20 protein-coding genes are annotated in these 19,380 nt (G+C 68.3%); 2 read left to right on the top strand and 18 right to left on the bottom strand.

Annotation, left to right across the window (positions count from 1 at the left end):
* Positions 1 to 32: 32 nt before the first annotated feature.
* A complete protein-coding gene (locus AAID08_RS12820) occupies positions 33 to 389 on the bottom strand; it encodes a VOC family protein (RefSeq protein ID WP_336236085.1) in 357 nt (118 codons plus the stop codon).
* 314 nt (positions 390 to 703) lie between these two features.
* Between AAID08_RS12820 and AAID08_RS12815 the strand changes: the two genes are divergently transcribed.
* On the top strand, positions 704 to 1,726 hold the full coding sequence (locus AAID08_RS12815) for an LLM class flavin-dependent oxidoreductase (protein ID WP_054502681.1): 1,023 nt from the start codon (positions 704 to 706) through the stop codon (positions 1,724 to 1,726).
* A 192-nt stretch (positions 1,727 to 1,918) separates the two neighbouring features.
* The gene (locus AAID08_RS12810) at positions 1,919 to 2,293 is read left to right on the top strand and encodes a co-chaperone YbbN (protein ID WP_049073455.1); all 375 of its coding nucleotides are present in this window, start codon (positions 1,919 to 1,921) and stop codon (positions 2,291 to 2,293) included.
* A gap of 32 nt (positions 2,294 to 2,325) precedes the next feature.
* On the opposite strand, the gene AAID08_RS12805 is transcribed toward AAID08_RS12810, so the two are convergent.
* From AAID08_RS12805 to AAID08_RS12725, 17 genes are all read right to left on the bottom strand, one after another.
* A complete protein-coding gene (locus AAID08_RS12805) occupies positions 2,326 to 2,913 on the bottom strand; it encodes an IMPACT family protein (protein WP_395757711.1) in 588 nt (195 codons plus the stop codon).
* Between the two features lie 72 nt (positions 2,914 to 2,985).
* Positions 2,986 to 3,804 carry a transporter substrate-binding domain-containing protein gene (locus tag AAID08_RS12800; protein ID WP_395757710.1) on the bottom strand — a complete coding sequence of 273 codons (819 nt, stop codon included), beginning with the start codon at positions 3,802 to 3,804 and terminating at the stop codon, positions 2,986 to 2,988.
* 5 nt (positions 3,805 to 3,809) lie between these two features.
* Complete coding sequence (locus AAID08_RS12795) at positions 3,810 to 4,583, bottom strand: ABC transporter permease (protein WP_049073452.1); 774 nt, start codon at positions 4,581 to 4,583, stop codon at positions 3,810 to 3,812.
* Positions 4,580 to 5,578 (bottom strand): ABC transporter substrate-binding protein, encoded by a 999-nt coding sequence (locus tag AAID08_RS12790; RefSeq protein ID WP_395757709.1) that lies wholly within the window; start codon positions 5,576 to 5,578, stop codon positions 4,580 to 4,582. The genes AAID08_RS12795 and AAID08_RS12790 overlap by 4 nt, the downstream gene beginning before the upstream one ends.
* Before the next feature lie 73 nt (positions 5,579 to 5,651).
* A complete protein-coding gene (locus tag AAID08_RS12785; protein WP_395757708.1) occupies positions 5,652 to 6,422 on the bottom strand; it encodes an ABC transporter ATP-binding protein in 771 nt (256 codons plus the stop codon).
* 111 nt (positions 6,423 to 6,533) lie between these two features.
* The gene (locus tag AAID08_RS12780) at positions 6,534 to 7,751 is read right to left on the bottom strand and encodes an MFS transporter (RefSeq protein ID WP_054502685.1); all 1,218 of its coding nucleotides are present in this window, start codon (positions 7,749 to 7,751) and stop codon (positions 6,534 to 6,536) included.
* A gap of 123 nt (positions 7,752 to 7,874) precedes the next feature.
* Positions 7,875 to 9,479 carry an ABC-F family ATPase gene (locus AAID08_RS12775; RefSeq protein ID WP_054502686.1) on the bottom strand — a complete coding sequence of 535 codons (1,605 nt, stop codon included), beginning with the start codon at positions 9,477 to 9,479 and terminating at the stop codon, positions 7,875 to 7,877.
* Between the two features lie 145 nt (positions 9,480 to 9,624).
* A complete protein-coding gene (locus AAID08_RS12770; RefSeq protein ID WP_116793049.1) occupies positions 9,625 to 10,674 on the bottom strand; it encodes an LD-carboxypeptidase in 1,050 nt (349 codons plus the stop codon).
* Positions 10,671 to 11,162 carry a tRNA adenosine(34) deaminase TadA gene (gene tadA / locus AAID08_RS12765; RefSeq protein WP_064527664.1) on the bottom strand — a complete coding sequence of 164 codons (492 nt, stop codon included), beginning with the start codon at positions 11,160 to 11,162 and terminating at the stop codon, positions 10,671 to 10,673. The genes AAID08_RS12770 and tadA overlap by 4 nt, the downstream gene beginning before the upstream one ends.
* A gap of 10 nt (positions 11,163 to 11,172) precedes the next feature.
* Positions 11,173 to 12,021 (bottom strand): HAD family hydrolase, encoded by an 849-nt coding sequence (locus AAID08_RS12760; protein WP_054502690.1) that lies wholly within the window; start codon positions 12,019 to 12,021, stop codon positions 11,173 to 11,175.
* Positions 12,022 to 12,135: 114 nt separating this feature from the next.
* Positions 12,136 to 12,639: a hypothetical protein gene (locus AAID08_RS12755; protein WP_372413505.1), complete on the bottom strand. Its 504-nt coding sequence runs from the start codon at positions 12,637 to 12,639 to the stop codon at positions 12,136 to 12,138.
* A gap of 228 nt (positions 12,640 to 12,867) precedes the next feature.
* Positions 12,868 to 13,206, bottom strand: coding sequence for a monovalent cation/H(+) antiporter subunit G (gene mnhG / locus AAID08_RS12750; RefSeq protein ID WP_054502692.1), 339 nt, complete (start codon positions 13,204 to 13,206; stop codon positions 12,868 to 12,870).
* Positions 13,203 to 13,484, bottom strand: a complete 282-nt coding sequence (locus AAID08_RS12745; protein ID WP_006394683.1) for a K+/H+ antiporter subunit F — start codon at positions 13,482 to 13,484, stop codon at positions 13,203 to 13,205. Before AAID08_RS12745 ends, mnhG begins: the two co-directional genes overlap by 4 nt.
* Positions 13,481 to 13,963 (bottom strand): Na+/H+ antiporter subunit E, encoded by a 483-nt coding sequence (locus AAID08_RS12740; protein WP_054502693.1) that lies wholly within the window; start codon positions 13,961 to 13,963, stop codon positions 13,481 to 13,483. Before AAID08_RS12740 ends, AAID08_RS12745 begins: the two co-directional genes overlap by 4 nt.
* Entirely contained in the window at positions 13,963 to 15,594 is a 1,632-nt protein-coding gene (locus tag AAID08_RS12735; protein ID WP_175188725.1) for a monovalent cation/H+ antiporter subunit D, read from the bottom strand. The genes AAID08_RS12740 and AAID08_RS12735 overlap by 1 nt, the downstream gene beginning before the upstream one ends.
* A complete protein-coding gene (locus AAID08_RS12730) occupies positions 15,591 to 15,935 on the bottom strand; it encodes a Na+/H+ antiporter subunit C (protein ID WP_006227452.1) in 345 nt (114 codons plus the stop codon). The genes AAID08_RS12735 and AAID08_RS12730 overlap by 4 nt, the downstream gene beginning before the upstream one ends.
* Positions 15,935 to 18,850 (bottom strand): monovalent cation/H+ antiporter subunit A, encoded by a 2,916-nt coding sequence (locus tag AAID08_RS12725; RefSeq protein WP_054502695.1) that lies wholly within the window; start codon positions 18,848 to 18,850, stop codon positions 15,935 to 15,937. Before AAID08_RS12725 ends, AAID08_RS12730 begins: the two co-directional genes overlap by 1 nt.
* Positions 18,851 to 19,380: the final 530 nt, after the last annotated feature.

The raw sequence follows: 19,380 nt of genomic DNA, 5'->3' as shown, positions 1-19,380 counted from the left end.
GGTTTTTTCATTGCCGGCGCTCGTGCCAGCCATCAGGCCGTGGCTGTCCAGACCGCCAGCTCATAACCATCCAGGTCGGTGAAGTGGAAACGGCGGCCGCCGGGGAAATCGAAGGCCTCGCGGCTGACGCGGCCGCCCGCCGCCGTCACGCGGCGCTGCGCCTCGCCCAGGTCGTCGGCGTACAGGATCACCAGCGGCCCGCCCGGGCGCACCGGCTCGCCGGTGGTGAGGCCGCCCTTCAGCCGGCCATCGGTGAATTCCGTGTAGGTTGGCCCGTAGTCGGTGAACGACCAGCCGAAGGCCTCGCCGTAGAAGCGCTTGCTGCGCGCGATGTCCGCGACGTTGAATTCGATGTTGTCGATCTGGTGGTTGTTGCCGGTGGCGCCCATGCGTGTCTCCCGAGGATATTGAAGAAAACCGCATCATCCCCGATTCGCGGGGCCATGTCTTGGGGCGGGACTGGGGCCATGGGAACAATGCTTGCGGAGTCGAAATGACCACCATACCGGTACCACCGCCAGGGTGCCGGGCCGTCCGGCGAATCGTCGCCATTGAGCCCGGCTATCAACCCGCCGGCCCGCATGGTTGCTGGCGGGAGCGGTTGAATTCGCCGATACACTCCCCATGTATATAAGACCATGGAGCCGACCTTGTCCCACCCCCACCCGCATTCCTGTCCCCGCCGCCACCGCGAGCCCCGCGTATGAGCACCCTCGCCCGCATCCCCTTCTCGGTGCTGGACCTGGCGCCGATCGTGCAAGGCCGCGACGCCGCCGACGCGTTCCGCAACAGCGTGGCGGTGGCGCAGCATGTCGAGCGCCTGGGCTACAAGCGCTTCTGGCTGGCCGAGCACCACAACATCAACGGCGTGGCCAGCAGCGCCACGGCGGTGCTGATCGGCCACATCGCCGGGCACACCTCGACCCTGCGCGTCGGCTCGGGCGGCGTGATGCTGCCGAACCATGCGCCGCTGATCATCGCCGAGCAGTTCGGCACTCTCGAAACGCTTTACCCCGGCCGCATCGACCTGGGCCTGGGCCGCGCGCCCGGCAGCGATGGCGCCACCCAGCACGCGCTGCGCCGCGGCCCGCGCAGCGGCCTCGAATTCCCGGCGCTGGTCGAGGAACTGCGCGGGTTTCTCGCGCCCTCGCGTCCCGGCCAGCCGGTGCGCGCGATTCCCGGCGAAGGCCTGGACATCCCCATCTGGCTGCTGGGTTCGAGCGATTTCAGCGCGCGGCTGGCGGCCGAACTGGGCCTGCCGTTCTCCTTCGCCGGCCACTTCTCGCCGGAAGGCATGGCGGCCATGCGCCTGTACCGTCACCTGTTCAAGCCGTCCGAGACCCTGTCCCGTCCCTACGCCATGATCGGGGTGCCGGTCGTGGCCGCCCCCACCGATGAAGAGGCGCAGCGCCTGTCCACCACGCAGCAGCTCAAGTTCCTGTCGCTGGTGCGCGGCAACCGCCTGCAACTGCAGCCCCCGGTCGATAGCATGGACGGGCTGTGGAACGAATGGGAGCGCGAGGCGGTCAATCAAAGACTGGGCGCCGCGATCGTTGGCGGCCCCGAGACCGTCAAGCGCCGCCTGGAGGCCCTGGTGGCCGAGACGGAAGCCGACGAAGTCATGATCGTGTCGGATTTTTACGATATTGCCGACCGCCTGCGTTCCTTCGAGATCGTTGCGGCCCTCAAACAGGGCGAAGGCGTGCCCACGACAACCGCGGCCTGAGGCCGGCGGCCGCGCGCCGCCAGCCTTGCCCAGCCGCAGACTGCGCTCACCATGGCGCCAACCATTGCGACCCGGCCGGTCCCCGCTCTACTATGGACTGGCAATACCGCGTCGCCACCTCCGGTGCGAGCCTGACCGCCCCCGCGCCGCCGATACCGACACTTTGCGCCGCGCCCGCGGCAAGGATCCAAAATGAGTATTGTTGAACTCACCAAAGACAGCTTCCAGGAAGCCATCACGCCGGACGGCACCCTGATCGTGGACTTCTGGGCTCCCTGGTGTGGCCCCTGCCGCGGCTTCGCGCCGGTTTTCGAGCAGGCCGCCAACGAGCATCCCGACGTCACCTTTGCCAAGGTCAACACCGACGTCGAACAGGAACTGGCCGGCGCGCTGGGCATCCGCTCGATCCCCACGCTGATGGTGTTCCGCGAAAAAGTCCTGCTGTTCTCGCAGCCGGGCGCCCTGTCGGGCGGCCAGCTCAACGAGCTGCTTGCCAAGATCAAGGAAGTGGACATGGAAAAGGTCCACCAGGAAATCGCCGCGGCCCAGGACAGCCAGGACGCGTGATGGACAAGGGCCCTTCGGGGCCCTTGTGCGTTTTACGCCAGTTGTTCCCAGGCCGACCGGCCGCGCGTGATGTTGGCCGCCGTCATCTCCAGGTCGGCCACGGCGCCGCGCGGCACCTGGAAGCGCAACGCCACGCCGTCGGCGCCGAAATCCTCCTGCACGATCACCGCGCCGGCCTGCGCCAGCCGCGACTTCAAGAGCGGCAGCTCGGCGAAGCCGCAGGCGCACGCCACCGTGGCCAGGTCCACGATCTCGGCGCGCGGGCCGTTGCGCAGGCAGTTGGCGGCGCAACCGCCGTAGGCCCGCACCACCCCGCCGGCGCCCAGCTTGACGCCGCCGAACCAGCGCACCACCAGCACCGCCACGCGGTCCATGCCCTGCCCTTCGATCGCCTGCAGGATCGGGCGTCCGGCCGTTCCGCCGGGCTCGCCATCGTCATTGAAGCGGTATTCCTGGCCGATGCGGTAGGCCCAGCAATTGTGGGTGGCCTCAGGGTCGCTGTGCGCGGCGAAGAACGCCATGGCCTCGTCGATGCTGGACACGGGCGCGGCGTGCGCGACGAAGCGGCTTTTCTTGATGTCTTCCTCGTGCGAGCAGACGGCGGTCAAGGTGGTGGTCATAGCCCGGCATTGTAAGGGCGCGACCCACGCCGCGCTGGCACGGCCAGGGCGGACGGATCCGGCGCGCGGGCCTCAGCCGTGGCAGTCGGCGACTTCCTGGTCCAGGTAGACGTCGAAGGCCACGTCGCGCGCCCACTTGGCGGGCAGGGCCTTCCAGGCGCCGGCCCGCGCCCATTCGCGCATCCGCGCATCGAGCCAGGCCTGCGTGGCCGTGTTGGCCGCCGGCAGCAGCCACACGCGCTCCTGGCGGGCCCCCTCGGCGCCGAGCGTGGCCGAGAACTTCTTCCATTCGGGGAAACGCATCAGCGGCTCCCACGCCGCGTCATCGATCAGGCCGATGTCGCAACTGCCCTCGCGCACCGCCACCAGTGCGTCCGACGGCACGCGGTAGGTGCGCACCACCGCGCCCCAACTGCGGGCCAGCGCCTGCGCGCCGACGGCGGCTTCGGCCATGCAGACGCTGCGGCCGCGGGCATCGCTGCCATGGCGCATGCGGGTATCGCTGCGGATCACGGCCTTGGGACGCGCGGCGTAGCCGGTGGCCACCGCCGCCAGATCGCCGGGCAGCGCCTGGGCCGGCGACACGCGATCGGCCAGCACCACGTCGACTTCCCCCGCGGCCAGCAGCCGGGCCGCGTCGGCCGCCGCCACCTGCCGCAGGCTGAACGGCAAGCCCAGGTCCTGGGCCAGCTTCTCGGCCATGGCGACATCCAGGCCTTCGGGCGTGCGGATCTTGGCGCCGGCCGCCGGCGCGGGCGCCAGGTACGGCACGCCCACCACCAGTTCGCCACGCTGGCGCGCGGCCGCCAGGCCGTCGGGCGGCGCCGCGCCGCTGGTGGCGGACAGCAAGGCCAACAGGCAGGCCACGAAACGCAGACCGCGCCGCATCATGGGTCTCACACGTACTGGTAGCGCAGCAGCCGGTGCTTGAGGTTCTCGAGCACGAACTGGTCGATCAGCGCGGCCAGCACCGCGATGACCAGAATGTTGGTCATGACGCCGGTCATGTCGGCGATTTCGCCCGAATAGGCCAGCGAGCGGCCCAGGCCCTTGCCGAAGCCGATCAGCATCTCGGCCGATATCAGCGCGCGCCACGCGTTGCCGAACGCCAGTTGGGCGCCGGTGATCAGCTCGGGCATGACGGCCGGCAGGTACACGCGCTTGACCAGGCCCCAGGGCGTGGCGCCCATGACGCGGGCGGCCGACACGTGCACGCGCTGCACCGACTCGGTGGCGTTCATCACGCTCAGGGCCGCCGGGAAGAACGCCGACAGCGCCACCACCACGATGATCGGCGTGCTGCCGAAACCCATCACGATCAGGAACAGCGGCACCCAGGCGATCGACGGGATCGACTGCAGGATGACGATGGCGCTGCGCAGCACTTCGCGAAAGAAGAACAGCACCGCCGCCACCAGGCCGAAACCGATGCCCGCCGCCAGCGCCAGGCCGTAGCCCGCGCCCAGCCGGCCCAGCGTGCCCATCAGGCTCTGGTGGAACGATTGCTTGCCGAGGTCTTCGAACAGGCGTTCGAGCACCGCCGGCACGCCCGGCATCAGGAAATCGGGCAAGGCGAACGCCGCCGCCTGCCACAGCGCCAGGATGAACAGGACGCCCAGCACGCCCGCCAGATGCTTGCGGGCGCCGGTCACACGGGTCGATGCGCTCAAAGCTTGCGAGCCTCTTGCCAGGACAGGTCGACGATGCTGGAGACGTCATACGGCTTGCCGTCGCGCGTCTTGAGCGAACCCTGGGCCTGCAGGATGTCGGCGATCTCCTGCATGCGCTTGGTGTCCTTCTCGGTCAGCTTGGGCGTGAACACCTGCGTGCTGATGGCCTCGGCGATCACCGTCTCGCGCGGCAACTCGCCACGGTTCAGGGTCTTGAGCGTGGGCTCGGCGATGAAGTACGAGGCGATCAGCTTGGAGGCCTGCGCCGGCTCCTTCTGCAGCAGCGCGATGGCCTGGTTCTGCGCGTCCAATGCCTTCCAGACGTCGTCCTTGCGCTTGGCCAGCGTCTCGCCCGAGGTGATCACCACCATGCACGGGAACGGCCAGGCCTGGCCCACTTCGTAGATCTGCTTGACCGGCGCCACCAGTTGCGCGATGCGGTCGTAGGGTTCGAACAGAAAGGCCGCGTCGACGCGCTTGCCCACCAGCGACTGCACCGCCACCGCCGGGCTCACGCCCATCACGTTGACGTCGTCCGCGCCCAGGTTGCCCTGCTTGAGCACCACGCCCTTGAGCACCACGTCGGCGGTGCTGCCTTCGGCCTGCGAGGCCAGCGTCTTGCCCTTCAGGCCGGCAATGTCCTTGATGCCCGAATCGTCGCGCACGATCAGCGAGTGGTAGCCCTGCTGCGCGCCGCCCACCACTTTCAGGTCCGCGCCCTTGGAGGCCCAGGCCACGGCGTTGGTGAAGCCCAGCACGCCGATGTCCAACTGGCCGCCGACGATGGCCTTGATCAGGTCGGTGCCCGACTTGAACTCGATCAGCTCGGAATCCAGGCCGGCCTTCTGGTAGTAGCCGCCCTCCTGCGCCACGATGGCCTGCGCGTCGTCCATCACGCGCAGGTAGCCGACGCGGAATTTCTCGACGGCCATGGCGGGCGCCGCGGCCAGGAGCGCCGCGGCCAGCGGCAGGGACAGCCATTGCTTGAATTTCATGGGAAAGGCTCCAGGGAATCGAGGATGGCCGACGCCTGGTGGCGCCGCCCGTGAACCGGAAAATCGAAGGAGATCAGGCGGCCAACGCCAGATCGGAATGCGCCGCCGCGCCGTCGACCGCGATGCCCAGCAGGCGCAGGATCTCGCGCTTCTCGGCGGCCAGGTCGGACAGGTCGTGGCTCTTGGCGCGGTGCGCCAGGTTGAATTCGCGCAGCACGCGCGCCGGACGCGGGCTGAACACCACGATGCGGTCGGCCAGGAACAGCGCCTCGTCGACGTCGTGGGTCACCAGCAGCACGGTGGGTTTTTCCTGCGCGATCAACTGGCGCAGCACGTCCTGCAGCGCCAGGCGCGTCAGCGCGTCGAGCGCGCCGAAGGGTTCGTCCATCAGCATGGTCTGCGGCTGAGCGATGAAGGCGCGGGCCAATGCCGCGCGCTGGCGCATGCCGCCGGACACCTGGTGCGGGTAATAGTGCTCGAAGCCGGCCAGGCTGACACGCGCCAGCCATTCGCGCGCCGCCTCGCGGGCGCGCTTCTTCGGGGTCTTCTGGAATTCCAGCGCCAGCGCCACGTTGTCTTCCAGCGTCAGCCACGGATACAGCGCATGTTCCTGGAACACCAGCGTGCGGCTGGGATGCGGGCCGGTCACGGCCTTGCCGTCGGCCAGCACCTGCCCTTGCGTCGGCTTCTCCAGGCCGGCGGCCAGGTGCAGCAGGGTCGACTTGCCGCAGCCGGACGGGCCGACCAGCGCGCCCAGCTCGCCGGTCTTGAATTCGCTGGTGAAGCCGTCGACGACCGGCAGGTCGCCGAAGTGCTTGTGGACGTGGTCGAAAGTCAGGTTCATGGAACGAATCGTGGCGCGCGTGGGGAACGGGCCTAATCTAACAATTCGTTATATGAATCCAAACGATCAATATCGCATGTTCTTAAGACTTTTGGTTATGAACAAAGTACCTCAGGCCGCCGCCTGCGCGCGGCTGGCGTGGCGCTGCAGTCCGAATGCGATCAGGAAGCCGAGCAGCACCGCCACCGCCGCCGACAGGAAGATCGCCGGATAGCCGAAGCCGCCCGAGATATAGCCCGCCACCGGGCCGGTGGCGCCCAGCGCCAGGTCCAGGAAGGCCGAATAGGCCCCCAACGCCGCGCCGCGGCTGCCGGCCGGCACGCGCGCCACGGCCTCGACGCCGATGGCCGGGAACACCAGCGCGAAGCCGCAGCCGGTCAGGGCCGCGCCCACCAGCGCGGCGCCGGGATTGGGCGCCAGCCACAGCAGCGCCAGGCCCGCCGCTTCCACCAGGAACGACACCTGCGCCACCTTGAAGCCGCCAAAGCGCGTGATGGTGCCGGCGAACAGCAGGCGCACCCCGATGAAGGCACAGCCGAACGCGCTGAGCGCGTGCGCCGCGCCCTCCCATGAGAAGCTGGCGTAGTACAGCGCCACGAAGGCGGCCAGCGTGCCGAAGCCGACCGAGCCCAGCCCCAGCGCCATGCCGTGCGGGAACACCCGCAGCACCACGCTCTTGAAGGCCATGCGATGCCCGCCGACGATGGCCACCGCGGCCCGCGCCAGCGCCAGCCCCAGGCCGGCCAGGCCCAGCAGCAGCACCGCGCCGCCCAGCGCGCCCATGCTCCATTCGGTTTCCAGGTAGACGCCCAGCGGCGCGCCCAGCGCCAGCCCGCCGTAGGTGCAGATGCCGTTCCAGGAGATCACCCGCGCCGTGTGCAGCGGACCGACCCGGGCAATCGCCCAGGTGGCCGAACCGGTGCCGACCCAGCTTTCGCCAAAGCCCAGCGCCAGCCGGCTGACGATGATGGCGCCCAGGCTGAGCCAGGCGCTGCGTTCAAAGGCATAGGCCAGCAGCAGGAACACGCCGCTGGCGGCGCAGGCCGCCATGCCGATGACCACGGTCTGCTTGGGCCCGACCGTGTCGGCCATGCGGCCGGCGTGCGAGCGGCTCAGCAGCGTCGCCAGGTACTGCACGCTGATGGCCAGCCCCGCCAGCACCGAGCCGTAGCCGAGCTGGCCATGCACGTAGCCAGGCAACACCGCCAGCGGCAGGCCGATGGCGAGATAACAGATGAAGGTGAAAAAGGCGATCGCGACGATGCGCGCGGTCAAGGCGACCGTCCCGATGGGCTGGCCATCGGGCGTGGTATGCGGTGTGGGAGACATGTCGAACGGGGTGGAGCCTGGCGCAACGGGCCAGGGTTTACCCGGATGATAGCCCAGCAGGATTGCGGCAGGCTGAACGGACGCCAGCCCGCCGCATGGGCGCGGGGCTCAAGGCCCCGGGTGTCAGGCTTCGATGCCGCGCGAGGACAGGTAGTCTTCGTAGCCGCCGCGGTAGTCGACGATCTCGCCCGAGGGCAGGATTTCGATCACGCGGGTGGCCAGGCCCGACACGAATTCGCGGTCGTGCGAGACGAAGAACAGCGTGCCTTCGTACTTTTCCAGCGCGAACTGCAGTGATTCGATCGATTCCATGTCCAGGTGGTTGGTCGGCTCGTCGAGCAGCATGACGTTGTGACGGCCCAGCATCAGGCGGCCGAAGGTCATGCGGTTCTTTTCGCCGCCGGACAGCACCTTGGGCGCCTTGGGCAGGTCGTCCGCCGAGAACAGCAGGCGGCCCAGCACCGAACGGATCGACTGGTCGTCGTCGCCCGGCTGGCGATGCTCGCCCATCCAGTCGAGCAGGTTGATATCGGTCTGCAGAAACTGATCCGACACGTCCTGGGCCATGTAGCCGAGGTCCGCGTTATCCGACCACTTGACCGTGCCGGCGTCGGGCGCCAGGTCCGTGGCCAAGAGACGCAGCAAGGTGGTCTTGCCGACCCCGTTGGCGCCGATGATGGCGATCTTCTCGCCGGCGTCGACCATGGCCGAGAAGTTGCGGATCACGGGCGCGTCGTAGGACTTGGACAGATTCTCGACCGTGACCGCCAGCCGGTGCATGACCTTGTTCTGCTCGAAGCGGATGTACGGGTTCTGGCGCGACGACGGCTTGACCACGACCTGCTCGGCCTTGATGCGGTCGATCTGCTTCAGGCGCGAGGTGGCCTGGCGCGACTTGGACTTGTTGGCGGCGAAGCGGCGCACGAAGTCCTGCAGTTCGGCCACGCGTTCCTTGGCCTTGGCGTTGTTGGCCACCAGGCGCTCGCGCGCCTGCGTCGAGGCCAGCATGTAGTCGTCGTAGTTGCCCGGGTAGATGCGGATCTCGCCATAGTCCAGGTCGGCCATGTGGGTGCAGACCTGGTTCAGGAAGTGGCGGTCGTGGCTGATGATGATCATCGTGCTCTGGTAGCTGTTGAGCACGTTTTCCAGCCAGCGGATAGTGTTGATGTCCAGGTTGTTGGTCGGTTCGTCCAGCAGCAGCACGTCCGGGTTCGAGAACAGCGCCTGCGCCAGCAGCACGCGCAGCTTCCAGCCCGGCGCCACTTCGCGCATCGGCAGGTTGTGCTGGTCCACGGCGATTTCCAGGCCCAGCAGCAGCTCGCCGGCGCGGGCTTCGGCGGTGTAGCCGTCATATTCGGCGAACTTGGCCTCCAGGTCGGCCGCGCGCATGTAGTCGTCTTCCGACGCTTCCGGATTGGCGTAGATCGCGTCGCGCTCGGACATCGCGGCCCACATCTCGGTGTGGCCCATCATCACCACGTCCAGCACGCGCAGGTCCTCGAAAGCGAACTGGTCCTGGCGCAGCTTGCCCAGGCGCACGCCCGGCTCCAGCGAGACGTTGCCGGCCGACGACTCCAGGTCGCCGCCGATGATCTTCATGAACGTCGACTTGCCGGACCCGTTGGCCCCGATCAGCCCGTAGCGGTTGCCTTCCCCGAACTTGACGCTGACGTTCTCGAAAAGGGGCTTGGGACCGAACTGGATGGTGAGATTGGCGGTGGATATCACAGTGTTTTAGCAGCGGGAGAATGGATGTGGCGCCAGGATGGCGCGACAACGCCGGCATGCGGCGAAACCTGATAGTGTACCAAGCCCGGATGGCAAACCGCCCGGCGCGGGCCGGGCGGTCGGAAAAACCAGGCGGGCCGGGGCCTCAATGGTGGTGTTCGTCCAGCACCAGGTGGGCCAGGCCCTTTTCGGTGGCGATGCCGACCTTCTGGCCGATCGGCAGCGTCGCCTTGGTGGCCACGTGGCCGTACGGCAGGCCGGTCACCACCGGCACCTTGACCGTCTTGCGCAGCCAGGCCACCACTTCGTGCAGGTCGTAGCCCTTGTCGTGCGGCGCCAGCTTGTAGTCCGAGAAGCGGCCCAGCACGATGGCCTTCTGCTTGCCCAGGATGCCCGCCTGCCACAACTGGATCAGCATGCGCTCGATGCGGTACGGATGCTCGGCCACGTCTTCCAGGAACAGGATGCCGCCGCGCACCTTGGGCATGTAGGGGGTGCCCACCAGCGAGGTCAACATCGCCAGGTTGCCGCCCCACAGGATGCCGCGGCAATCGACCGGGTCGGCGTCCTGGGTCTCGAAGCTGAGGATTTCCAGCTCGCCGCGCATCACTTCGCCGAACAGCGCTTCGGTCAGGTCGTCGACCTTCTTGCCGCCGAAGTCGTAGATGGCGGTGGCGCCGGTGTAGCTGACCGCGCCGGTCTGCGCCAGCAGCGCCAGGTTGAACGCGGTGAAGTCGCTCATGCCGACGAAGCGCTTGCCGCTGTCGGCCATGGCCTTCCAGTCGATCGCGTGCAGCAGCCGGCCCATGCCATAGCCGCCGCGCGTCACCATGACGATCGGCAGTTTCTGCTTGGCGGCGCGCGTCAGGCTGGCCAGGCGCTGCGCGTCGGTGCCGGCAAAGCGCTGATGCTCGGCCAGCGCGGTGCGGTCCAGCGCGGTCTTGAAGCCCTGCGCGGCCAGGCGCTCGCGCGCCACTTCGACGGTCTGCGGGTCGCGCACCGCCGACGACGGCGAAATCAGGTAGATGCCGCGGGCGTCCGGGAAGCCGTGGACGTGGCCCGGCTCGTGGTCGTGGCTGTGATCGTGGCCGCAGGCCTCGTCGCATTCGTGGTCGTGATCGTGGCTGGCGTGGTCATGCGCCGGGGCGGCGGCCGCCTTGGCGGCGCGCGCCTTGGCGCCTCGGGTGTTGCTCATGCGATGGATTCCTTGGCGCGGCGTTCGCGGAAGAACCGGCGCAGCAGCTCGCCGCAGGGTTCCGCCAGCACGCCGCCGGTGACTGAAGTGTGATGATTGAGTTTGGGCACCGAGCCCACGTCCAGCACGCTGCCGCAGGCGCCGGTCTTGGGGTCGTAGGCGCCGAACACCACCCGCGCCAGGCGCGCGTGCAGCATGGCGCCGATGCACATGACGCAGGGCTCCAGCGTGACGTACACGGTGATGCCCGGCAGGCGGTAGTTTTCGAGCGCGCGCGCGGCGCCGCGCAAGGCGACGATCTCGGCGTGCGCGGTGGGGTCGTGGTCGATGATGGTGCGGTTGTAGCCGCGCCCCAGGATGTCGCCCTGGGCCGAGACCACCAGCGCGCCCACCGGCACCTCGCCGATGTCATAGGCCGCCTGCGCCTGTTCCAGCGCCAGCGTCATGAACTCGGCATCCTGCGCGGTCCAGGGCGGCACGGCCGCCATGGCGATCGGCTCAACCACGGTACACCCGCGATTTGAGCGCGATGCGGCCGGCCAGGCTGGTCACGGCCTCTTCCAGCCACTGGTAGAGCTCGGCGTTCTCGTCGTAGCGCGCCTGGTTCAGGTTCGACACCCGGCCTTCCTCGATGAAGCCCCAGGCGCGGCTGCGCTTGTCGCGGTGCTTCGGATCCCAGACGCCGAAGGCGTAGCCGCCGGCGCGCCGGATCAGCGAGAAGCACGGGATGTCGGTGTAGCCGTCGCCGACGAACACCATCTGGTCGAACGGCACCCGCAGGCGGTCCTCGGGCACCTTGCGGTTGACCTCGAACGGCTTGTTGCGGAAATCGCGGCCGATGATGCCCTTCTGGATGTGGAACAGGTAGCGCGTCTTGTCGGTGAAGCTGACGATGCGGCGCGGAAACTCGATGCCGCCGTCGGCGCCGTAGGTGAATTCGGAGGCCCAGATCTCGGTGAACTCGTGCGCGATGGGCGTGGAGCGCACCACGTCGCCGATGCCGCTGGAGATCAGGTAGAACTCGAGCTGCACCTGCGGCTGCGCCGCCCGCACCGCGGCGCGCAGGCGCTGGAACAGCGTGGCCACGCCGTCGTGCAGTTCGAGGCGCGCGCCCCAGTCGCGCAGCCGCTGCTGCGTGATGAGGCCGTGCTTGCCCTCGCGCGAGAGCTGGATCATCTGGTAGAGATAGGCCGGGACCGGGTCCCAGTCCTGGTGGGACAGCAGCGGATCGACCTGGTCTTTCCAGAAGGACGCCGTGTCCACCCCGATGCTGTCCAGGAAACCGGACGTGCTGTCCGAGGCCAGCGTGTCGTCGAAGTCGAAAATCAGGGCGATGACGTCGGACATGGATATGCGTGAGTAAGGGCGACAGCCGCCATTTTGCCTGATTGTGGCGGCGGCCGGGCCCCGTGGCCGCGGGGAAAGGACGCGCCGCGCCCTCCCCTGGCCCGCCCAGCGTCGTTACTGGCGCATCGGCGCGGGCGGCGGCGGCGCCATGCCCGGAGCCGGCGCCATGCCGGGCGCGGTGGCCGGCGGCGGAGGCGGCGGCACCGTGCCGGCGGTGCCGGCCGGCACCTGGATCACGGTTTCACGCAGCACGCCGCCACCCTGGACGCTGCCGCGCACCTGGGTCGGCGAGGTCATCTGCGTGATGCAGTCCTGGCGCGAATCGGCGGGCAGGCGGTTGCAGCGATCCAGCATGTTCTGCTGGTGCTGGTCGGTGGTGCCATCGCTCAGTTGCTTGCGCATGGCTTCCTGGCGGGCGGCGCCAGCCTCGCGCATGCAGGCGGAGCGCTCCTGTCCGGTGCTGCCGTTCTTGCAAGCCGCCACATCCTGTTCGTATTGCGCCTGGATGCCGGCGCGGCCGATCGGGTCGGCCGCCTGCGCCGCTCCGGCGGCCAGCATCAGGCCAGCCGCGCAAAGGGAAGCCGCAAGGCGTTTGGTGTGCATGGGACGTACATTCATGGCCAGCTCCTTGGAGAAAGAGGATTGAACCCGAACGGCGCGGGCCTGGCTGGGCCGGCACCGTCTGCTTGATACAACTATCCCACGATGGCACGACGGGGACATGTCCAGCAACGTGCAATCGTAAGCTGAAGTTTCCGCTGCTGCGGCGCAATATTCCTTGCGCCGGCGCAATTCGTCCCTAAAAAGCGCCGATACGTCCCCGTGTATCCGGCGCCGCCCTGCCCGCTACCTCGCGTCCAGATCGGCGTCGGCCTTGGTCAAACGGTTACGGTAAACCGCCGCGCGCATCAGCAGCATCGCTGTCACCGGCGACGACACGATCAGCAGCAGCGTGATGATCACCTCATGGAACACGGGCCGCGACGATAGCGCCGAGAACACCAGGATCGACGCCGCCAGCACGCAGCCGCAACCCAGCGTGTTGCCCAGCGTCGGCGCATGGATGCGGGCGTAGAAGGTCCGAAAGCGCAGCAGGCCGGCCGAGCCGGTCAGGGCCAGCAGGCCGCCCAGCACCAGCAGCACGCTGGCCGGGATGCTGGCCCACAGGGGCAGGTTCTCGATCATGGCTCGATCACCTCGCCGCGCAGCAGGAAGCGGGCCATGGCTGTCGAGCCCACGAATCCGAAAAGCGCGATCAGCAGCGCGATATCGAAGTAGACCGATGTGCCCGAGCGGATGCCGAACACCAGCATGGTCAGCATGCCGTTGATGTAGAGCGTGTCCAGCGCCAGCACGCGATCCTGCGCGGTGGGGCCGCGCAGCAGGCGGATGGCGGCAAACACCATGCCCAGCGCGAAGCACACCAGGGCAAAGGACGCCGCCCAGTAAAGTATGGCGTTCATTCGAAGATCTCCATCAAGGGGCGTTCGTAGCGATCCTGCACCAGGCGCACCCAGTCTTCCTCGTTCTGCAGGTCGAGCACGTGCAGCTTGAGGCGGTGGTCGTCGCCCAGTTCGACCCAGACAGTGCCGGGCGTGTAGGTGACGATGCAGGCCAGCATCGCCAGGCCGTGCGGATCGCGCATGGTCAGCGGAATCTTGATGAACCCGGGCGAGAAATCATTGCGCCGCGGATTCAGGATCAGCCTGGCCACCGCGATGTTGGACTTGATGATGTCCACGGTCACGTGCAGGAACAGCGGAATCGCCTTCCACAGGCGCCGCGGCCGCGCCTTCAGCGGCCGCAGGCGCGAAGCGGCCCAGGTGAACCACAGGGCCAACGCCACGCCCAGCGCAATCTGGCCGGCCGACAGGCTCTCATTGAGCACCAGCCACAGGACGAACAGGAACACCGGCAGGAAGAGGAAATACAGGCGGCGCATCAGTTTCCTCCCAGCGTGGCGCGCACCGTCTGCGCGGACATGACGGCATCGATATAACTCTTGGGCTGGTCCAGCGAACGCGCGGCGTCGTCCAGGTAGGCCGACACCGGGCCCGCGCCCGCCGCCAGGCCCACGCACAGCAGCAGCAGAACCGCCACCGGCCCCGCTTCGATCAGCCGCAGGCGCGGCGTGCTGCGGTCGTCGCTGGCCCAGAACACGCGGATGCCGGTGCGGCCCAGGCCGATCAGGCCCGCCAGGCCGGACACCAGCACGGCCGCCACCAGGATCCAGGCGTCCATCGGCGGCGCCGATTCGTTGGCCGCCGAAACCGCCGCCGACAACAGCGAAAACTTGGCCACGAAGCCCGACAGCGGCGGCAACCCGGTCACCAGCAAGGCGCAACAGATGAAGGCCAGGCCAAGAAAGGCCATGGCCGCCGGAATGGCGACGCCGACCACGTCATCCGAACGATTCACCGAGGTCGGGTCGTCCAGATCGAAAGCGTCCAGCGTCACCGCCAGCACGTTGGCGCCGAAGCTGCGGGTGCGTTCGATGAGCTCGGCCAGCATGAAGAACGCGCCCGTGGTCAGCACCGAACTGATCAGGTAGAACAGCGCCGGGCCGGTCAGCGTCACGCCGGGCATGCCCAGCGCCGTCAGCAGCGTGCCGGCCGAGACGATGACGCAATAGCCCACCATCTTCTCGAGCTGCTGCGTGGCCAGCAGGCCCAGACCGCCGAACAGCAGCGTGGCCAGGCCGGCCGCGAACATCCAGTCCAGGCTGAACGCCGCGGGCGCGCCGCTCGGCAGCAGCAGCGAACCGATGCGCAGCAGCGCGTAGATGCCGACCTTGGTCATGATCGAGAACATGGCGGCGATCGGCGCGCCGGCCGAGCCATAGCCCTTGACCAGCCAGAAGTTCAGCGGCCAGGCGCCCGCCTTCACCAGGAAGGCCACGCCCAGGATGGCGGCGCCGGCCTCGAACAGCATGCGGTCCGAACCGGTCAGGTCGCCGGCGCGCAGCGCCAGGTCGGCCATGTTGAGCGTGCCGCTCACGCCGTAGATCAGCGCGATGCTGATCAGCAGCAGGAACGAGGCCACCAGATTGACCGCGATGTACTGCAGGCCGGCGCTGACGCGCGCCACGCCCGAGCCGTGCAGCAGCAGGCCGTAGGAAGCGGCCAGCAGCACCTCGAAGAACACGAACAGGTTGAACAGGTCGCCGGTCAGGAAAGCCCCGTTCAGGCCCATCAGCAGGAACTGGAACAGGGAATGGAAATGCACCCCGGCCCGGTCCCAGCGGGCCAGCGCGTAGGTCAGCGAGGCCAGGCCCAGTACCGCGGTCAGGGTCAGCATGACCGCCGCCAGGCGGTCCACCACCAGCACGATGCCGAACGGCGCGGGCCAGTCGCCCACCAGGTAGACGCCGACCCCATGCGGCCAGACGTCCGGCACGGCGCCGCCGGCGACCGCCAGCAAGGCGATGGCCGCGGCAAGTTGGGCCAGGGTCGACAGCATGGCGATGGCGCCGCGCGTGTAGCGGCGGGTGTCGCCCAGCAGCAGCATCGCGGCGCCGGCCAGCAGCGGCGTGACGATGGGCAGGACGGGAAGGTGTTGCAGCCAGAAACTCAAGATTGGGACTCCCGTCCATCGACGTGGTCGGTGCCCGTCAAGCCGCGCGAAGCCAGCAGCACCACCAGGAACAGCGCGGTGGTGGCGAAGCCGATCACGATGGCCGTCAGCACCAGGGCCTGTGGCAGCGGATCGGCATACCAGGAAGGATCATGGGCCATGGCCGGATCCACCACCGGCGGCCGGCCCGAGGTCAGGCGGCCCATGCCGAAGATGAACAGGTTGACCGCATACGAGACCAGCGACAGGCCCATGATGAACTGGAAGGTGCGCGGCCGCAGCAGCAGCCAGACCCCCGAGCCCGCCAGGACGCCGATCGCGACGGCATAAATCAATTCCATCAGGCTTCCCCCGTTTGTGCGGCGGCCGCCTGGCTTTCGGCGGCTGCCTTGCGTTGTGCGCGCAGCGATTGGTGGGCCAGCGCCACCAGCACCAGCACGGTGGATCCGACCACCAGCATGTAGACGCCCAGGTCGAACAGCAGCACGCTGGACAGGTGCACGTGTCCCACCAGCGGCAAGGCGATGTCCCAGGCCAGCGCGGCCAGGAACGGCTTGTAGGCGAGCCAGGCCGACACCGCCGCCGTGCCCGCGAACAGCAGGCCGATGCCGATCCAGTTCTGCGGGTTCAGGCGGCTGCGCGATTCGACCCAGTAGACGCCGCCCACCATGTATTGCAGGATCACCGCGGTGGCGAAGATCAGCCCGCCGACGAAACCGCCGCCGGGCTGGTTGTGGCCGCGCAGCAGGAAATACACCGAGATCAGCGCCGCCGTCGGCAGCAACAGCCGCACCAGCACCGTCGGCACCATCATCGGGCCGGTCGGCACGATCGTCTTGATGTCCGGCGTGGCCGGCACCGGCCCGTCCTGGTCGATCTGCTGGCGCGGCAGGTCGGCGCTTTCGGCGGCCGGGCGGAAGCGGCGCAGCAGCGCGTACACCGTCAGCGCCACGATGCCCAACACCGTGATTTCGCCAAAGGTATCGAAGCCGCGGAAGTCCACCAGGATCACATTGACCACGTTGGTGCCGCCGCCGTCAGGCAGCGCGCGGTCGACGAAATATGACGAGATCGTGTCGGTCTGCGGCCGCACCAGCACCGCGTACGCCAGCGCCGCCATGCCGGTGCCGGCGGCGGTCGCCATCAGCAGGTCGCGCAGGCGGCGGCCGCGGGCGCGCAGGGTCGCCCCCAGCCCCTCGTCCTCGTCCTGCTCGATGCGGCGGGGCAGCCAGCGCAGGCCGAGCAGCAGCAGCACCAGCGTCACCACCTCGACCGACAACTGCGTCAGCGCCAGGTCGGGCGCCGAGAACCAGACGAACGTGAGACAGGTCACCAGGCCGGCGCCGCCGGCCAGCGCCAGCGACGCCAGGCGGTGATACTTGGCCTGGTAGGCCGCGGCCACCGCGCAGACGCAACCCACCAGCCACAGCAGGGCGAAGGCCGGATCGACCTCGGCCGCGCGGCCGGTGCCCTCGAGCCAGCCGCCGGCGCGCAGCGGCAGCCAGGCCACGAACAAGGTGCCCAGCACGATCAGCAGCATCTGCACCTGCAGGCGCGACGACGCGAGCCAGCGCAGCAGCCAGGCGGCGGCCACGCTGGAGCCGTCCAGCAACGCCTCGAACGAACGGCGGCCGTCCAGGCGGTAGATGAATGGCACCCGGCCCGGATTGGCGCGCTGGTGCGCGCGCAGCGCCAGGTAGAGGATCACGCCAGCGGTCATGGCCACGAAGCTCATCACCAGCGGCAGGTTGACGCCGTGCCACACGGCCAGGCTGTATTCGGGCATGTCGGCGCCCAGGATGCTCTGCGCGGCGGTGGCCAGGAACGGGCCGAGCGTCAGGCCCGGCAGGATGCCCACCACCAGGCACATCAGCACCAGCAGGCCGCTGGGCAGCAGCATCCAGCCGGGCGGCTCGTGCGGCGCGCGCGGCAGGTCGGTCGCCGGCGGGCCGAAGAACACCTGCAGGATGAAGCGCAGCGAATAGGCCACGCTGAAGGCGCCCGCCACCGTGGCCGCCAGGGGCAGGCCCACTTTCGTGATCATGTCGCCGCTGACGAAGGTGGTCTCGGCGAAGAACATTTCCTTGGAGATGAAGCCGTTGAGCAGCGGCACCCCGGCCATCGAGGCCGCCGCCACCATGGCCAGCGTGGCCGTGATCGGCATGGCCTTGTACAGTCCGGACAGCCGGCTCAGGTCGCGCGTGCCGGTCTCGTGGTCGACAATGCCCGCCGCCATGAACAGCGAGGCCTTGAAGGTGGCGTGGTTGACCATGTGGAACACCGCCGCCACCAGCGCCAGCGAGCTGTTCAGCCCCAGCAGCAAGGTGATCAGACCGAGGTGGCTGATGGTCGAGTACGCCAGCACCCCTTTCATGTCCTGCTGGAAGATGGCCGCATAGCCGCCCAGCACCAGCGTGATCAGCCCGGCGCCGCCGATGATCCAGAACCATTCGTCGGTGCCGGACAGCACCGGCCAGAAGCGCGCCAGCAGGAACACGCCGGCCTTCACCATGGTCGCCGAGTGCAGGTAGGCCGACACCGGCGTGGGCGCGGCCATGGCGTTGGGCAGCCAGAAATGGAACGGAAACTGGGCGCTCTTGGTCAGCGCGCCCAGCGCCACCAGCACCAGCACGGCGGGATACCACGGGTCGGCGCGCACCAGGTCGCCGGCGGCCAGCACACGGTCCATGTCATAGCTGCCGACGATGTGGCCCAGGATCAGCACCCCGGCCAGCAGGCACAGCCCGCCGGCGCCGGTCACCGTCAGCGCCATGCGGGCGCCGCGGCGGGCATCCAGGCGGTGATGCCAGTACGCAATCAGCATGAACGAGGCCAGGCTGGTCATTTCCCAGAACATGACCAACTGGATCAGGTTGCCCGACAGCACCACGCCCAGCATGGCGGCCATGAAGGCCTGGAAGAAGGAGAAGAAGCGCGGCACCGGGTCTTCCGGCGACATGTAGTAGCGCGCGTACAGCACCACCAGCGCGCCCATGCCGGAGACGATCAGGGCGAACAGCCAGGCGTAGCCGTCCATGCGCAGGGTGAACTGCAGGCCCAGGGCGGGCGCCCAGGGAATGTCGACGCGGACCACGCCGCCGCCGGCGACCTGCGGATAGAGACTGGCGACCAAAACCGCGCAGGCCAGGGCGATGATGCCCGCCAACCAGGCCTCGGCATTGCGGGCGTTGGAAGGCAGCAGCGCGGCGCACAGGCTGCCGGCGAACGGCAGAGCGAGGATCAGTATCAGCGACATGGCGTTCCGAGAATGTCCGGGCCCCCTCCCGCCAGCGCAGCAGCGAGAGACGAAACAGACCGGGGATTGAAAAACGGACGGAACCCTGGCCCGGTGCGTCGCTGCACTACACGTTGCCCCGCGGGGACGTCAACCTACGCCATTGAACGGCGCGGACAGAAACAAACGCAATAGTTTTCTTGCAAGACCGGCCAAGAATCTCATCCGAAAAATATCAGATTCTTGTAAGTTATGCAGAGATTTATGCGCGTACCGGGGGGATGACGACATGATCGCTGCGCAATCATTACGCATCGATGACTGGCCCCGATTTCGTTCAAGTTCTTGTCAGCATACGATTTTTTGCGCCATCGTCGCACTTCTGGCGGGCTTCTTCCGGGGTAAAAATACCCACACGCGATGCAGGGGGAATACGGATTGACCGGTTCCGCGTAACTGTGTGGAATGGCGCCCACGAAGCGTCGGCCAGGCCAGCATCCGAGCCCGGCGCGCTTCGCCGACGCCGGCCATCGTAGCCGGCCGGCTCGGAT

The sequence above is a fragment of the Achromobacter sp. EB05 genome (assembly GCF_044232075.1).
GTDB classification, from domain to species: Bacteria; Pseudomonadota; Gammaproteobacteria; order Burkholderiales; family Burkholderiaceae_B; genus Achromobacter; species Achromobacter dolens.
This window is presented reverse-complemented; position numbering and strand designations above follow the sequence as displayed.

Bases quoted from the DNA above. Each gene is read 5' to 3' on its own strand.
- AAID08_RS12760 (WP_054502690.1), bottom strand. From the start codon at position 12,021: ATGTCCGACGTCATCGCCCTGATTTTCGACTTCGACGACACGCTGGCC.
- AAID08_RS12740 (WP_054502693.1), bottom strand. From the start codon at position 13,963: ATGCGCCGCCTGTATTTCCTCTTCCTGCCGGTGTTCCTGTTCGTCCTG.
- AAID08_RS12820 (WP_336236085.1), bottom strand. From the start codon at position 389: ATGGGCGCCACCGGCAACAACCACCAGATCGACAACATCGAATTCAAC.
- AAID08_RS12815 (WP_054502681.1), top strand. From the start codon at position 704: ATGAGCACCCTCGCCCGCATCCCCTTCTCGGTGCTGGACCTGGCGCCG.
- AAID08_RS12780 (WP_054502685.1), bottom strand. From the start codon at position 7,751: ATGTCTCCCACACCGCATACCACGCCCGATGGCCAGCCCATCGGGACG.
- AAID08_RS12730 (WP_006227452.1), bottom strand. From the start codon at position 15,935: ATGGAATTGATTTATGCCGTCGCGATCGGCGTCCTGGCGGGCTCGGGG.
- AAID08_RS12810 (WP_049073455.1), top strand. From the start codon at position 1,919: ATGAGTATTGTTGAACTCACCAAAGACAGCTTCCAGGAAGCCATCACG.
- AAID08_RS12755 (WP_372413505.1), bottom strand. From the start codon at position 12,639: ATGAATGTACGTCCCATGCACACCAAACGCCTTGCGGCTTCCCTTTGC.
- AAID08_RS12790 (WP_395757709.1), bottom strand. From the start codon at position 5,578: ATGAAATTCAAGCAATGGCTGTCCCTGCCGCTGGCCGCGGCGCTCCTG.
- AAID08_RS12770 (WP_116793049.1), bottom strand. From the start codon at position 10,674: ATGAGCAACACCCGAGGCGCCAAGGCGCGCGCCGCCAAGGCGGCCGCC.
- tadA (WP_064527664.1), bottom strand. From the start codon at position 11,162: ATGGCGGCCGTGCCGCCCTGGACCGCGCAGGATGCCGAGTTCATGACG.
- AAID08_RS12805 (WP_395757711.1), bottom strand. From the start codon at position 2,913: ATGACCACCACCTTGACCGCCGTCTGCTCGCACGAGGAAGACATCAAG.
- AAID08_RS12785 (WP_395757708.1), bottom strand. From the start codon at position 6,422: ATGAACCTGACTTTCGACCACGTCCACAAGCACTTCGGCGACCTGCCG.
- mnhG (WP_054502692.1), bottom strand. From the start codon at position 13,206: ATGATCGAGAACCTGCCCCTGTGGGCCAGCATCCCGGCCAGCGTGCTG.
- AAID08_RS12745 (WP_006394683.1), bottom strand. From the start codon at position 13,484: ATGAACGCCATACTTTACTGGGCGGCGTCCTTTGCCCTGGTGTGCTTC.
- AAID08_RS12800 (WP_395757710.1), bottom strand. From the start codon at position 3,804: ATGATGCGGCGCGGTCTGCGTTTCGTGGCCTGCCTGTTGGCCTTGCTG.
- AAID08_RS12725 (WP_054502695.1), bottom strand. From the start codon at position 18,850: ATGTCGCTGATACTGATCCTCGCTCTGCCGTTCGCCGGCAGCCTGTGC.